This window comes from Thiosulfatimonas sediminis, from assembly GCF_011398355.1.
GTDB lineage: Bacteria > Pseudomonadota > Gammaproteobacteria > Thiomicrospirales > Thiomicrospiraceae > Thiomicrorhabdus > Thiomicrorhabdus sediminis_A.
The window spans coordinates 1,297,899-1,311,885 of sequence record NZ_AP021889.1; the positions used below are offsets into that span (position 1 = coordinate 1,297,899).

General features: G+C 42.8%; 14 protein-coding genes. 9 read left to right on the top strand and 5 right to left on the bottom strand.

The features are described from left to right. Positions 1-126 precede the first annotated feature (126 nt). The 6 genes from HRR27_RS05955 to HRR27_RS05980 all read left to right on the top strand — a co-directional run bounded on the left by HRR27_RS05955 (position 127) and on the right by HRR27_RS05980 (position 7,686). On the top strand, positions 127-1,011 hold the full coding sequence (locus tag HRR27_RS05955) for a PDC sensor domain-containing protein (protein WP_173271851.1): 885 nt from the start codon (positions 127-129) through the stop codon (positions 1,009-1,011). A gap of 37 nt (positions 1,012-1,048) precedes the next feature. Further along, positions 1,049-1,399 (top strand): DUF4156 domain-containing protein, encoded by a 351-nt coding sequence (locus HRR27_RS05960; protein WP_173271853.1) that lies wholly within the window; start codon positions 1,049-1,051, stop codon positions 1,397-1,399. 590 nt (positions 1,400-1,989) lie between these two features. Continuing rightward, complete coding sequence (locus tag HRR27_RS05965; RefSeq protein WP_173271855.1) at positions 1,990-5,337, top strand: retention module-containing protein; 3,348 nt, start codon at positions 1,990-1,992, stop codon at positions 5,335-5,337. A 137-nt stretch (positions 5,338-5,474) separates the two neighbouring features. Next, positions 5,475-6,212 carry a TIGR01621 family pseudouridine synthase gene (locus tag HRR27_RS05970; protein WP_173271857.1) on the top strand — a complete coding sequence of 246 codons (738 nt, stop codon included), beginning with the start codon at positions 5,475-5,477 and terminating at the stop codon, positions 6,210-6,212. A gap of 22 nt (positions 6,213-6,234) precedes the next feature. Then, positions 6,235-6,687: a YcgN family cysteine cluster protein gene (locus HRR27_RS05975; protein ID WP_173271859.1), complete on the top strand. Its 453-nt coding sequence runs from the start codon at positions 6,235-6,237 to the stop codon at positions 6,685-6,687. 234 nt (positions 6,688-6,921) lie between these two features. Next, positions 6,922-7,686, top strand: a complete 765-nt coding sequence (locus HRR27_RS05980; protein WP_173271861.1) for an elongation factor-1 alpha — start codon at positions 6,922-6,924, stop codon at positions 7,684-7,686. A gap of 141 nt (positions 7,687-7,827) precedes the next feature. Here HRR27_RS05980 and HRR27_RS05985 read toward each other — a convergent pair whose 3' ends face one another. Beyond that, positions 7,828-8,358 (bottom strand): FKBP-type peptidyl-prolyl cis-trans isomerase, encoded by a 531-nt coding sequence (locus tag HRR27_RS05985; RefSeq protein ID WP_481924042.1) that lies wholly within the window; start codon positions 8,356-8,358, stop codon positions 7,828-7,830. Positions 8,359-8,428: 70 nt separating this feature from the next. Between HRR27_RS05985 and HRR27_RS05990 the strand changes: the two genes are divergently transcribed. Then, positions 8,429-8,851: a CopD family protein gene (locus HRR27_RS05990; RefSeq protein WP_173271863.1), complete on the top strand. Its 423-nt coding sequence runs from the start codon at positions 8,429-8,431 to the stop codon at positions 8,849-8,851. Positions 8,852-9,024: 173 nt separating this feature from the next. On the opposite strand, the gene HRR27_RS05995 is transcribed toward HRR27_RS05990, so the two are convergent. The 4 genes from HRR27_RS05995 to HRR27_RS06010 all read right to left on the bottom strand — a co-directional run bounded on the left by HRR27_RS05995 (position 9,025) and on the right by HRR27_RS06010 (position 11,928). Continuing rightward, on the bottom strand, positions 9,025-9,480 hold the full coding sequence (locus HRR27_RS05995; protein ID WP_173271865.1) for a hypothetical protein: 456 nt from the start codon (positions 9,478-9,480) through the stop codon (positions 9,025-9,027). Positions 9,481-9,489: 9 nt separating this feature from the next. Beyond that, positions 9,490-10,374 (bottom strand): FAD:protein FMN transferase, encoded by an 885-nt coding sequence (locus HRR27_RS06000; protein ID WP_173271867.1) that lies wholly within the window; start codon positions 10,372-10,374, stop codon positions 9,490-9,492. Between the two features lie 4 nt (positions 10,375-10,378). After that, positions 10,379-10,951 carry an FMN-binding protein gene (locus HRR27_RS06005; protein ID WP_173271869.1) on the bottom strand — a complete coding sequence of 191 codons (573 nt, stop codon included), beginning with the start codon at positions 10,949-10,951 and terminating at the stop codon, positions 10,379-10,381. A gap of 65 nt (positions 10,952-11,016) precedes the next feature. Next, positions 11,017-11,928 carry a DUF6662 family protein gene (locus HRR27_RS06010; protein ID WP_197905438.1) on the bottom strand — a complete coding sequence of 304 codons (912 nt, stop codon included), beginning with the start codon at positions 11,926-11,928 and terminating at the stop codon, positions 11,017-11,019. 196 nt (positions 11,929-12,124) lie between these two features. Here HRR27_RS06010 and HRR27_RS06015 point away from each other — a divergent pair, with 196 nt between their 5' ends. Both HRR27_RS06015 and rimO read left to right on the top strand, forming a co-directional pair. Beyond that, positions 12,125-12,385, top strand: a complete 261-nt coding sequence (locus tag HRR27_RS06015) for a hypothetical protein (RefSeq protein ID WP_173271871.1) — start codon at positions 12,125-12,127, stop codon at positions 12,383-12,385. Between the two features lie 90 nt (positions 12,386-12,475). Then, a complete protein-coding gene (gene rimO, locus HRR27_RS06020) occupies positions 12,476-13,852 on the top strand; it encodes a 30S ribosomal protein S12 methylthiotransferase RimO (protein WP_173271873.1) in 1,377 nt (458 codons plus the stop codon). The last annotated feature ends 135 nt before the right edge of the window (positions 13,853-13,987 follow it).

A 13,987-nucleotide genomic window follows, 5' to 3' on the forward strand; every position in this document is an offset into this window, starting at 1 on the left:
GAGAGTGCATAGACAAACGATTCTATCTTGAAATAATTAATAAGCTTATGCTTATTAAAGGGAATCTTTAAGTTGTTATGGTTATTGCTTTAAAAAAGAAAAATTAGGTAATGCAAGGATGCAGTGATGCAAGAATATATTCACATTTATGATAGTCACAAACTGGAAATTGAAAAATTTTTGGTCGAGACGATACACAATAATGGCCATCATCTGGCCACTGATTTTGAACAGTTAAAAAACTTTTATGGCATTTTGCCGAGTCTGGAGTTGATTTACGTAACCGATGGTAATTTTGTCCAGATTTCACCGAATATCACCCGTCGCCGTCAAATGCAGAGCGCGATAGGACGCGATCGTCGATATTTGGTTGACCGAGTCCATGAAGCTGACAGTGATATTTCAATTAGTGACCCTTATATTAGTTCGGCAACAGGTGAGCCTTGTATCACTTTGATGCAATATTATGAAGGTCATGTGATTTTTCTGGATTTTAATTTATTGACCTTGTTGACTCGTTTTGGTTTTTTGGAGCGTCATCCGATTTTTAACCGTGTGACCTACGGTTTTTATCTGGCGATGGGAATTTCGTTGATGTTTTTTTCAATGATGTCGATTGGTTATGCATTTTACGATTACATCAAGCAGTTGCTCAACCCGGCAGATTACACTTTGGAGGCGGTTTTTAAGCCGATTATCGCCTTAACCATGGGGTTGGCGATATTTGATTTGGCGAAAACTTTAATGGAGCGCGAGGTTTTCTTTAAAGCCTATGCCGACAAGCTTGACGATGCTAAGCTGCTCAGTAAATTTTTAACAGCGATTATCATTGCATTGTCGATTGAGGCGTTAATGGTGGTCTTTAAAATTGCACTGCATGACACTTCTCAGATGGTCAATGCGTTGTATTTAATTATTGGTGTTACCTTGATTATTCTTTCTTTAACGTATTACTCAAAATCCCTGTTGGCGAGCCAACAAGCTGCCAAAAAATGTAAGGATGCTGAATAATTGATTGTTGCGCCATGAACAAAAAAGGAGTGTGGGGATGTTGAAAGGTACCTTTATAATCGGTCATCATTTAGGTCGATGGATGCTTTTCTTGACTTTTTTGGGTGTGTCTGGCTGCAGTTTGGTTCAGCCGCAAGACGGCGCTGAGCAAGTTCGACTGGTGACTTTGTCAGAGGTGTACTCCTGCAATAAATTGGGTAGGGTACATACGACTGTTGTGGCCAAATTAGGGTTTATTGAACGCTCGCAAGATAGCGTGATAAAAGATTCAGTGGTGTTGGCTAAAAATGAAGCCGTTCGGCTGAAGGGAAATCGTATTATTGCCGTTACCGAACCTATTCAAGGAAAAATGGAATTTGATGTTTACGTTTGTTCTATTGGTCAATAGTGCAATTTTTTAAGCTTAAGAGCGGTTTTCAAAAGCCAGCTGCAAATACAGTTATTCTTTCCTTAACAAACAGACCAAGCCTTCTCAGCTGTTCAGCGTGTGTTGGTCTGTTTTGTCCTATCAAAATCTGATAAAAAACAAGCAAGATCGCGCAGTTAAATTCTTTATATTCCCATCGGGCTTGGCTTGCAAAGTCAACTTCCTTGTTATGTCTGTCACCGTCATTCCGCGCGAGGTCAATGGTGGCTTATTCTTTATCTCCTTAGGGTTGTGTCCGTGATCTGTTTAAAAAAAATGAAATTTTTTAAAATTTTTTGAATTTTTTTTCGTTATCCATTTCTGCGAGGTTTTACTTACTTGTGTAAATAAAAGTTACCCGTAGTAAAGCTTATGTACGTGCAAAAAATATACTACTTAGGCTTTAAATTGTGTTATTGAGTACGTATTAGTTTGTATAAAGATTGTTAACAGTAAAATAATTACATATAAGTATAAAAAATTTACTGGTGCTGAAAGACAATTTCCTCCATTGGCGGAGTTTTTTAATATTGCCTCACATTAAGAAATTAAATCAGCCTGGAGGCGGAATCATGACAAACATTATTGGAACTATTAAATCTGCAATTGGTGAAGTAGTCGCGAAAAATCCAGCGACAGGTGAAGAACGTATTTTGACTGAAGGCAGTATTGTTTACCTGGGCGAAGAGATTGTTACCGATGGCTTAAGCAGTGTGAATGTCGCTTTGAATAATGGAGAGTCTCTGATTCTAGGTCGTGCAAGTTCACTAATCCTCAATGAGGATTTGTTTACCCCGGTTAAAGCGATTGATGTTACTCAGGATATCACCACCATTGATGCATTGCAGAAAGCGGTATTAAACGGTAATGGTTTGCTGGAGTTGGATGCAACGGCAGCAGGTGAAGAGGAGAGTTCTGTACAAGGTGGTGTCGTGGTTGATCGTTTGGGTTACGAAGGCTTGGTGGATACGTTGTTTAATACAACAGCAACTCAAGCAGATGCATTGGTTGTTCAATTGGATTCTGCACTTGGAGAGTTACTCAGTGTATTGAGTAATAATAATGACAATCAAGATAATACCAGTTCGACTGAATCCGGCGGTAATTCAGGAGATTCTGTTATTGCCGACGTTGAGAATATAGTTAAAGACGTTGTAGATGACGTTATTCCCGGAAACGATAATACCGTTGACGACGTAACGGATTTGGCAAATGGCTTAGTCGATGATCTTATTGAGCTGGTTAATGAATTGGTTGACAGCTTAATCGAAATAATTGATGACTTAATTACAACAGGTTTAGATTTGGTTGATTCGGTAATCGATCTGATTAATGACATTCTTACTGGTATCACCGATATCGTGAATAGCGTGTTGGATCAATTGAACGATATTGTTGAGCAGGTTTTGGATACGGTTGGCGATTTAACTGACGAGCTTACGGCAATTATTGATCAAGTTACCGGTATTGTTGACGATTTGGCAGGTTCACTCATCGAACAAGTAGAGGGCATTGTTGGTGGTTTAATTGACCAGGTTAACGATTTGCTTGGGGGTGGTGCGGTTGAGCTGGGGCTTAACGCGCAAGTAAATGTTGATGGCAATCTAGAGTTGAATCTTGATTTAGGTAACCTAATCAACGATGAAGGTTCAGTTGACCAAGTGGTTGATGGAGTTACTGACGTAGTTGATGACCTACTAGGAACAAACCTAGGTGCGCTAGATAAGCCTTTAGATAACGTCACGACCGATGTAGATAACCTACTGAATGGTTCACAAGATTTAGGTCAAACAGTTTCTAACCTAATCAACGATGAAGGTTCTTTAGATCAAGTAGTTGAAGGTGTGACGGTTGTCGTTGATGACCTACTAGGCACAGAAACTGAAGCTTTAGCTCAACCGCTGGATAACGTCACAACGGATGTAGACAACCTACTGAATGGTTCGCAAGATTTAGGTCAAACAGTTTCTAACCTAATCAACGATGAAGGTTCTTTAGATCAAGTAGTTGAAGGTGTGACGGTTGTCGTTGACGACCTACTAGGCACAGAAACTGAAGCTTTAGCTCAACCTCTGGATAACGTCACAACGGATGTAGATAATCTACTGAATGGTTCGCAAGATTTAGGTCAAACAGTTTCAAACCTAATCAACGATGAAGGTTCTTTAGATCAAGTAGTTGAAGGTGTGACGGTTGTCGTTGACGACCTACTGGGCACAGAAACTGAAGCTTTAGCTCAACCGCTGGATAACGTCACCACTGACGTAGATAATCTTCTAAATGGTTCACAAGATTTAGGTCAAACAGTTTCAAACCTAATCAACGATGAAGGTTCAGTTGACCAAGTGGTTGAAGGTGTGACGGTTGTCGTTGATGACCTACTAGGCACAGAAACTGAAGCTTTAGCTCAACCGCTGGATAACGTCACAACGGATGTAGATAATCTACTGAATGGTTCGCAAGATTTAGGTCAAACAGTTTCAAACTTAATCAATGAAGACGGTTCAGTTGACCAAGTGGTTGAGGGTGTGACGATTGTCGTTGATGACCTACTAGGCACAGAAACTGGAGCGGTAGCTCAACCTCTGGATAACGTCACAACGGATGTAGATAACCTACTGAATGGTTCGCAAGATTTAGGTCAAACAGTTTCAAACCTAATCAACGATGAAGGTTCAGTTGACCAAGTGGTTGAAGGTGTGACGGTTGTCGTTGACGACCTACTAGGAACAGAAACTGGAGCGGTAGCTCAACCTCTGGATAACGTCACAACGGATGTAGATAACCTATTGAATGGTTCGCAAGATCTAGGTGAGACAACAAATAATCTTCTTGGTGAAGAAGGTTCGGTTGACCAAGTAGTTGCTGGGGCAACGACAGCAGTAGACGAACTTCTTGGTACCGATTTGTCAGGTACTCTAGATGAAACGGTGGATGACGTAACGACGGCGGTGAATAACTTGATTGGCGATATTTTTGGAACGCTTGACGGTGCACAAGATGTAGATCCTACACTGAATTTGACAGGTTCTGCTAGCGAAGATGCTGCCGATGTGGATTCTTCGGCAGACCAAGACGATGTGACTTTTGATGTTTCATTCTTAGATGGAGCCTATGCACAGAGTTCGTCTTTGGATTTAGAGACAGCTGGTGAGCAAGTCCCTGAAGTGGTTAATCAAATCGAAACTGCTATTGATGCGAATGAGCTTATCGCGCCAGTTAATCAAGAAGAAGCAATTGTTCATGTTTTAGAGACTTTAACTAGAATTATCGACACTGGATTGAATGAAGGCGGTGTTATGTCGTTTGCTGAACAAGGTGATTACAAGCTGTCAATTCAACAAGTCTTATCCAGTAATGAAGCGCTGACAACTACGCTTTTAATGTTAACTCAAAATCAAACTCAAGTTAGTCAGATTATAGAAGGGCTTTCAGGTATTTTGGCAGGAGATTTGACCTTAACTGAAGATACTGATAATTCAGTTACGAAAATTATCCAAGACTCTCTTGCTGAAAATGAATTGATTAGCGATTTGTTTGAAAGTTTAACAAATAGTGATGGTGCATTATTTGAAAGTGTTCTTGGACAAATTTCAGAAGAGTATAAAGATATTGAGTTCTCATGGAATAATGAAAATGCAAATATCGAAGGTTCAATGAATGAAGGAGGGGAATTTCTAGACTTAAATCTGCTAACTGAACTTCTAAGTGTCGATTCATTCGATAATCAGATTGCTGGACTAGAGTCATTTGCCGGCGACGATTTGGTTCAAAACCTTACCGGTGATGTAACGGATGTTGTGGAAGGAGCTGTGAACACATTAGACGATGCAGCAAATGCAGTTCTATCACTAGCAGACTCCTTAACAGTTGATAATAATGACAACATTGGCAGTAATTTACTAGGCGGTTTATTCTAAAAAATAAAAAATTGATTACAAGGATGTAATTTTAGGCGCTCGCTTTTAGCCAGCGCTTTTTTTGTGCCGCTAATTTATTCGTTTTATCTGTACGACAGGGTACAATTCTGTGCAAATTTGCAATCTAAGAAAGTTAAATGTCTCAATCTAGCCAAGTTTTAGTGCCGTCTATCGAGTTGGTTTATCAAGATGATGATTTTATTGTCATCAATAAACCGGCAGGCATTAGTTTTCATTTCGAACAAGATAATCTAAACAGCGGCATCATCCCAATATGTGAACAGCAATTTGGCATTGCGAAATTATGGCCGGTGCATCGGCTGGATAAAATGACCTCGGGATTATTGATACTGGCCAAAAATGCTGATGTTGCCGAAGAATTCAACGCCAAATTTCGTCAAGGATTGATAGACAAATACTATCTTGCCATTGCTAATAAGAAGCCGAAAAAGAAGATGGGTTGGGTAAAAGGAGATTTAGCTTCTGCAAGACGCGGTTCTTTCAAATTGTTAAAGAGCATGGACAATCCAAGTATTACGCAATTTATTAGTCAATCACTACAGTTTGATGATATAGAAGGTCCGGCTCCAAGTTATCGGCTTTTTCTGCTAAAACCTCATACCGGAAAGACGCATCAGCTAAGGGTGGTGATGAAAAGTTTAGGCAGCCCGATTTGTGGGGACATTCGTTATCAAGAAAGTGAGCAAGCCAAACAATTCGATCGTGGTTATCTTCATGCCTATGCGTTGAATTTCAAATGGCGAGGAGAGACGATCCGATTGCTTCATTCTCCCGCGCAAGGGGGGCTATTTCAGAACGATGTGGTACAGGAGCAAATCAACGAATGGTCTGAGCCGTGGCGCTGTTTTAAGTGACAAATATAAAGGTAGTTTAATCATGCTTCAAAGCCAAACATTAAGTGAAAAGTTTTGGAAAACCAAAACCTTAGATGAAATGAATGATGCCGAGTGGGAGGCCGTCTGTGACGGTTGCGGTTTGTGTTGTTTAACCAAATTGCAAGATGAAGACACAGATGAAATTGTGTACACCCGTGTGGTCTGCGCTTATTCCAATCCGAAAACGGCACAATGTACCGATTATGCGAATCGTTCGATAAATGTTCCGGCATGTGTCCAACTAACTCGAGAACGGGTCGCTGAGTTTGATTGGTTGCCGGATACCTGTGCATACCGCATTTTGCACCGCGGACAAGCTTTACCAAATTGGCACCCATTGCTATCTGGTACCCAAACCAGTGTCACGCAAGCGGGTGTTGGGCTGTTGGCGATTAAGGTGGTGGTCGATAATGGCAAATTGGATTATGAAGATTATTTACTGGAGAGTGAATGACGCGTTTGAAATGTTTTTGTCATTAATTACTATAATATTTATGTATAAGTGCAATTAATATAATAAAAGACTTTTAAAAGTTACCTCTATCCTGCCCTTAAAAAATCTATTGGAGCTTTGAGCCGGTAGCCTACAAGATACTCCTTTTATTAAAAAAGATAAAAAATCGCAATCTGAATGCGTAATTTTTACATGATATGGTTGACAAACAATGTGTTTGAAACAGGAGTAACGATGCAAAATAAAGAACATTCTTGGCTGAATCTGCCAAGCCTTTCTCTGCCGGTAAAAGCGCTTTTTACCGGTTATCTTTTAGTTGTCGGTTTAGGGTTGATGATGGCTGGCGGGCAAATTATGCTGACGCATGGTATGGCGGACGGTAAGTTTGGTTTATCAATGGATGACATCGTTTACAGTTATTACGGTAATCGAGAAGGCTCAAAACTCGAAGCGAAGTTAAATGGCTCGATGAAAGATAAAGCGACCCCGGAAGAGAATCTGGCGATGATAAAATGGGCGCGTAATGGCGCCTCACAAGAGGAATGGCAAAGTACTATTCAGCCGATTGTGGATCAAAAATGCGCGATGTGTCACGCACATATTCCTACGTTGCCGAATGTGACTAAATATGAAGAAATGCAGAAAGTGGCTGCCGTAGATCACGGTGCAGAAATCGGTTCATTAACACGGATTTCGCATATTCATCTATTTGGCATCGCCTTCATCTTCTTCTTTATTGGTCTCATTTTTTCACTGTCCGTAGGTTTTAAAAAATGGATTAAAGCATTGTTAATCTTTATTCCGTTTGCGTTTTTGATTGTTGATGTGGCCGCGTGGTGGTTAACTAAAATGAATCCTGGTTTCGCTTATTTTGTAATAATCGGCGGTTTTGGGTATTCATTGGCTTCCAGCATAATGATTTTCTCTTCGCTCTACCAAATGTGGATTATGCCTTGGCGTGGAATGCGCAGTGATACAAATGCATGGCGCGACAATTAATTGAATTAACCGTCTAATTCGACACAGAAAAAGTCCTCATTTAAACTTATTCTGTCTCTCTAATACGAATAATGCCAAAAAAGCCGCAGTAGAAATGATTCTACTGCGGCTTTTGGTTTTTAAGGTAAGCGAATGATTTGATTAATGGTGGTGGTGACCGCCTGGTCCGTGCGCATGGCCGTGTGCAACTTCATCTTCGGTTGCCGCGCGTATGCCTGTGATTTCAACATCAAACGTTAAATCAATGCCAGCCAGTGGGTGATTGCCATCTACCGTGATGTTGTCACCGTCAACTTTGGTCACTTCGACGGAATGCATGCCATGCTCAGATTGAGCTTCAAAACGCATACCAACTTCAATATTGTCAACGCCTTGAAACATTGCCATCGGCACTTCTTGTACTAATTGCTCAACGCGAACCCCATAACCTTCCTCGGCTGGAACCTGCGCGGTGAATTTATCGCCGACGCTTTTGCCTTTCATCTGTTTTTCTAAACCTGCAATGATATTGCCGTGACCGTGTAGGTAAGCCAGTGGTTGACCATTAGATTCGTCAAGGATTTCACCTTCAGCGTTTTTCAGGGTGTATTCAAAAAGGGCTACTACGTTTTCAGTAATTTGCATAATCTGTTCCAAGTTTCGTTGCGATAAAATAAAGTAAACCGTTATCATACCGATTCCATCATCAACAACGCAATGCGGAATTTCCGCAAGCGATTCAAAACCCCACGGAGAAGCAAGGATGTTATGGCTTAAAACCTTTCATATTTTATTTATGATGTCTTGGATGGCGGGGATTTTTTATCTGCCAAGAATTTTTGTGCATTTTGTCGAAGGCAAAGAAGCTGGGCAGGATGTAACCCGTTTGGCGATTATGGCTGAGAAGTTGTATAAATTTATGACCATTATGATGATGTTGGCGGTTGGCACCGGCATCTGGCTGTGGTTGCAATATTTTCCGATTGCCGAAGGCATGGGCTGGTTACACGCCAAAATCGTGTTTGTGATTTTAATGTTGGTCTATCACCTGTGGACGAAACGCCGGATGAAGGAGATGCAACAAGGCCATCTTGATCATAGTGGTGTTTACTATCGCTGGGCGAATGAGATTCCGTTGGTTTTGGTAACGATTATTTTAATTTTAGTCGTAGTCAAACCTTTCTAAAATCCCATCCATGAGAGCTTTCTCGCTGTGAGCAAATTGTTAGCGACTTTTCTGTAGAAGAATACGAGAAGTCGCACAGTAAAGCCTAATCAAAGTAACATTTTCGAGCGAACATGGCCTTGGCCTGAATGCAAATGAATGCAAAACAAGATCATACAATTTTGCCTAGCCAATTACTGGACTGCTTGCCTGCCTTTATGCCGATGCCACCAAAAAAACAGTGGCAGTGTTATCCCTAAAAATGTATGCACATAGCTACTCCATAGGTTGAACATAGCCTCGCCAAAATAGTAAATCCCCAGCGCGCTCAATGCCAGCAATGCCCAGGTAAGTGAAAAAACCAGTCCACTGTAACGATTCTCCTTGCGCCGCCAGTGATTACGTAAATGAATCGTAAAAAGCGCACCAATTAACCACACCATTAGCCAGCCAGTGATTGCGTGGAATGTGGTTAAACTATGTCGGTAATCGCCGGAAGATATTGGCATCAGCCATTCTTGATAGAGCCAGTCGGTGTCCAATTCCAAACGAAACAAGGCAAATGACGGCAGTAATAGCATGCCAGAAAGCCATAGTAATACTAAAACGCTGAGCAGCGCAGGGAGAAATATTTTGGGATAACCATTCATATTTACGACCTAATAATCTTTGTGTGAAGAGTGGGAACTGGGGGTCAGCAGAGCACAGACGCCAAATTGTTTTTCCAGTTGCGTTATCTCACTAGGCGAACTTTGTAAAAAAACTTTGGTTAACGCGTCTGCCAGATAGGCTTGTTCTGCTTGGACAGAGACAACGGCATTTTGGCAGGCTTGCCCTTCGGGGGTGATAATCCAACTAGGAAAATCGTGATTGGGTTTGTGGCGTTGCTGTGAAGTGGCCAGAGCCGCATTCTGCAGTTGAGTGATTGGGCGAAGAGAGGCCCCATTGGTTTGCAAAATCTGTTTGCGTAAGTCTCCGTAAATGCGCATATCGCCTCCAGCATTCACATAGGCACTGGGGACTTTATTCGCTTTTAGACGTGCAATGGCTTGGTCAACAGCATACCCTTTGGCGATGCCATCTAAACAGATCGGCATAGCGCAGTTGATACGCGCCCATTTTGTTGTCGCCTGCGTTTTCAGCTCGATTAACGGAACCGTTTTTCTAGCGTCAATTTTTTGATTGGTTTGGGAATCTTGATGGCGCGGCAGAATATTTAAATTTTGTAACGCTTGGCCAGAAAATAGATAAAAGCGCCCTTGGGTCTGTTGTTGTAACGCCCAGCCAAGCTGTAAAACTTCGAACAGTTGATTGCTCACTGCGTGCCACTCATAAGGTGCAAAGTTTAGCTGGTTTAAGGCGCTTTTGGCGTCATGGAAACTCATTTGCTGCTGAATCTCTTCGATGGCGGCAAAAGCGTCATTCAGGGCGTATTCGACCGTTGGGCGATCTTGCGCGCTCAGCAGTTGAATTTCCACAAAAGTACCTAACAAAGGGCGCATTCGCTTATAAGGGATTGGGGTGGTTAAGGTTGCTTGTTGCATGGCGTTAAACCGCCGTGACTAGGAACAGCTGGTGAATCGCCAATAGACGTTTAACTCCGTTGGTCACATTTCGACAAGACAGCGTTGCTCCTGAAATATTGCTAATCGTGTCGTTAAACTTTACATTTTGCACCTTTTGTTTCCCGTGAAATTGCGCGCGCCAGGGCGCAAGACGAACCTCAGAGCCATAGCTTTCACGGTAATCCATGATTTCGATGCCTTGTACTTGTCCATCTGCGTTTAATGCAGTGGCATAGGTGATAAATTCATGTTTTCCGATAACCTTGTCGATGATAAACCAACCGACAAATTTATCTTGCTCGAACGCTTTCCAGATTTGCTGCTCTGCCCAGCGTTGGCGAACATTGCTGATGGCTTTGATCTGTTCGCGTTGTTGTTCGTTTAGCGTGAGAAAGTGGGCTTCAAAACTCGCGCCTGTAAACAGTACCTGCTGCGCTTGCGCTACACTTAAATATTGTTCGGCATAAGCTGGCGCGGACAGGACAAATAGTGGTGCTAATAACGCCAAGCTGGCGTTCGCATGACGGTTATATTTGCTAAAGTTAGGACTAAACATGAATGATACCTTTGAGAGAAAATAGATTCGTTGTGTTCCGTGACGCTGGATGGTTTTGTTGTTGCCTAGAAGTTATAGCCCAGCATTAGGCGCAGTTCAGAGTGGGTTTTTTCAATCAAGTGCTTATTTGACGGTTGGCCGTCATAACGTTCACCGCCACCATTAACTTGAGTTAAGTAGCTGAGGGTTGACCAAAATGTTTTGCCGCCGTAATGAATCGACGGCCCTGCAAATAGGCTCCAGCGTTCTTGACCAACTTCGGTTTCGTACTCTTCTTCGTAGAGGCCTTCAAAACCCACTGACCAGTTGGTTGTATAGCGATAAGAAAGTCCGCTTGCCAGAGCCAGTCCAATTTCCATTTCAGCAAACGTTGGCCATTCAACCGTTGGATCGAGACTGGCAATCGGCTGGCGCGTGGCATGCGTTGTCTCTAATCCGGCATTGGCTAACCAGACCAATTGTCCGTCCAGAAAATATTTTTGTAGTTGTAGGCCGAGAGTTGCGCTTAGGGTGTCTTTATTCTGTCCAGAGTGTTTGTCTACTGTGTCGTATTCCAGGTTAAAAGAGGTCGCTAAGCCAATGTCATCCAGTGCAGGGGTTAAGAACGCGTATTGCACGCCGAGCTCAATCCCAGAGAGGGCGGTGCGCTGGTTTTCTTCAGGTATGTAACCGTCAATAATCAAGCCAGAGGTTTTTACATGATGTCCTAAAAGCGCGATAGAAGCGGCAAAGCGATGGCTAATGCCATATTCAAATTCGGTTGCAAAATCCAAAGCATGGTAGTCGCCAGAGCCTTTGTCTGCGCGGCAATTGAATTTTTGATACAGCTCTTTGGCGCCTTTTGGTAAAGGTTCTGCCCCTTTGGTAACCCCAAGTAGGCTTTCGCCTGCGTTGGCTAGAGGTGAGAGGCCCATTAGCAAGGCAAGGGTTAAGCTGGTGCAAGTGATTTTTCTAGGGAGATAGTTGTGGTTAAGCATGGTTTGACCTTAATTTTCTGTATAACAAGTGAAATGGTAATGCGAATGATTTCTGTTTTGGTATGCTACGTATTTGAAGGTGAATGTCAATAGTAATGAGAATAATTTGCAATATTGTTAAGTTCCGCAGTAAACTACTTGCCAGATGAATGATTGAGAATACAAAGCGGTTTTGCCAAATACACAGGAGAGAGTCATGAGTCATACTGGGGATAGTTTGCAGGTCTCATTGCCTTATGAGCTGCTGCGAAAACTTTTTTTAGAGGGTGCTTTAAAGCCGAAAGATGTGCACTGTTTAAATGAGGCGAGCAAACAGGCGGTACGCGAACTGTGTTTGCAAACCTGTCAGTCGCAAAATTGTCAAACTTGCAGATTGCAAGCCTATTGTGGAGCCGCCTTGTATCGGGGGCAGACGCAGCAGATTGCCCTGCGTGATTTAGTTTATAAAAACCATTAACAACACCGATTGCGGTTTTAGTACATCGGCGCGGCGAATTCGTTAAAATACCGCTAAATTCTTTTTAGCAAATTTAGCGAGAGCAGTGTTATGTCAAAACAGCAGCCTACCGTTGGGGTAATCAGTCTTGGATGTCCAAAAGCGACGGTTGATACCGAGCGCATCCTGACGCAACTTCGTACTGAAGGCTATCAGCTCACCAACTCCTATGAAGATGCCGATACAGTGATCGTCAACACCTGCGGGTTTATTGACAGTGCGGTGCAAGAATCCTTAGATACGATTGGGGAAGCTTTGGCGGAAAACGGTAAGGTGATTGTGACCGGCTGTCTGGGGGCAAAATCGGATGTTATCACCCAAGTGCATCCGAAGGTTCTTGCGGTTTCTGGGCCTGCCGCCTATGCCGAGGTGGTGCAAGCGGTGCATGATGTGATTGCACCGCCGAAACACAATCCGTTTATTGATTTAGTCCCTCCACAAGGCATTAAACTTACACCGAAACATTACGCCTATCTGAAAATATCCGAGGGTTGTAACCATCGCTGTACTTTCTGCATTATTCCGTCTATGCGTGGTGATTTAGTGAGTCGTCCCGTCAGCGATGTTCTTGCCGAAGCTAAGCGTTTAAAAGAAGCCGGTGTGAGAGAATTGCTGGTCGTTTCGCAAGATACTGCGGCTTACGGAGTGGATGTCAAATACAAGACTGAATTTGCCGAAGGGCGCCCAACGAAAACCTCGATGGTTGGTTTATCGGAAGCGCTTGGAGAGTTAGGCGGCGTTGGTGAGTTCTGGGTACGTTTGCATTATGTCTATCCTTACCCTAATGTCGAAGAAGTGATTCCGCTAATGGCGCAAGGAAAAATCCTACCGTATTTGGATATGCCTTTACAGCACGCGAATCCGCGGGTTTTAAAAGCGATGAAACGTCCCGGTAATGTAGATAAAACTTTAGAGCGCATTAAAAAATGGCGCGAGCAAGTCCCTAATTTAACGATTCGTTCAACCTTTATTGTTGGTTTTCCAGGCGAAACTGAAGACGAGTTCCAAGACCTATTGGATTTCTTGGAAGCCGCGCAGCTTGACCGTGTCGGTTGTTTTCAGTATTCACCGGTGGATGGTGCTACCGCCAATGAGATTGCAGAGCCAGTTCCAGATGATGTCAAGCAAGACCGTTGGGAGCGTTTCATGGAGACGCAACAGCGTATTTCTGCCAATAAGATGCAAGCCAAAGTTGGTCAAATCATGCAAGTTTTGGTTGACGAGATTGATGAGCAAGGCGCGATTGCGCGCTCAATGGCGGATGCACCGGAAATTGATGGTTTAGTGTTTATCGAAGACGGCTTTCATCTGCAACCTGGAGAGTTTGTTACTGTTGAAATCGTTGCTGCCGATGAATACGATCTTTGGGCGAAGCCGATTGCCGAGTTTACTGAGAGCAAAGACACCTCATTTATCGAACTTGGTTAACATGCTCTTTTTTTACAACCCGCTGCGGCGGGTTTTTTTATATACAGCGATGCTGGATAAGTCCCTACTGACTTTAGCGATGAATAAAAGGCGTAACAGCGAGGTTACTCTGGCAAATCTTGCTTGAAGTCAATT

Bases quoted from the DNA above. Each gene is read 5' to 3' on its own strand.
- HRR27_RS05955 (WP_173271851.1), top strand. From the start codon at position 127: ATGCAAGAATATATTCACATTTATGATAGTCACAAACTGGAAATTGAA.
- HRR27_RS05960 (WP_173271853.1), top strand. From the start codon at position 1,049: ATGTTGAAAGGTACCTTTATAATCGGTCATCATTTAGGTCGATGGATG.
- HRR27_RS05965 (WP_173271855.1), top strand. From the start codon at position 1,990: ATGACAAACATTATTGGAACTATTAAATCTGCAATTGGTGAAGTAGTC.
- HRR27_RS05970 (WP_173271857.1), top strand. From the start codon at position 5,475: ATGTCTCAATCTAGCCAAGTTTTAGTGCCGTCTATCGAGTTGGTTTAT.
- HRR27_RS05975 (WP_173271859.1), top strand. From the start codon at position 6,235: ATGCTTCAAAGCCAAACATTAAGTGAAAAGTTTTGGAAAACCAAAACC.
- HRR27_RS05980 (WP_173271861.1), top strand. From the start codon at position 6,922: ATGCAAAATAAAGAACATTCTTGGCTGAATCTGCCAAGCCTTTCTCTG.
- HRR27_RS05985 (WP_481924042.1), bottom strand. From the start codon at position 8,358: ATGATAACGGTTTACTTTATTTTATCGCAACGAAACTTGGAACAGATT.
- HRR27_RS05990 (WP_173271863.1), top strand. From the start codon at position 8,429: ATGTTATGGCTTAAAACCTTTCATATTTTATTTATGATGTCTTGGATG.
- HRR27_RS05995 (WP_173271865.1), bottom strand. From the start codon at position 9,480: ATGAATGGTTATCCCAAAATATTTCTCCCTGCGCTGCTCAGCGTTTTA.
- HRR27_RS06000 (WP_173271867.1), bottom strand. From the start codon at position 10,374: ATGCAACAAGCAACCTTAACCACCCCAATCCCTTATAAGCGAATGCGC.
- HRR27_RS06005 (WP_173271869.1), bottom strand. From the start codon at position 10,951: ATGTTTAGTCCTAACTTTAGCAAATATAACCGTCATGCGAACGCCAGC.
- HRR27_RS06010 (WP_197905438.1), bottom strand. From the start codon at position 11,928: ATGCTTAACCACAACTATCTCCCTAGAAAAATCACTTGCACCAGCTTA.
- HRR27_RS06015 (WP_173271871.1), top strand. From the start codon at position 12,125: ATGAGTCATACTGGGGATAGTTTGCAGGTCTCATTGCCTTATGAGCTG.
- rimO (WP_173271873.1), top strand. From the start codon at position 12,476: ATGTCAAAACAGCAGCCTACCGTTGGGGTAATCAGTCTTGGATGTCCA.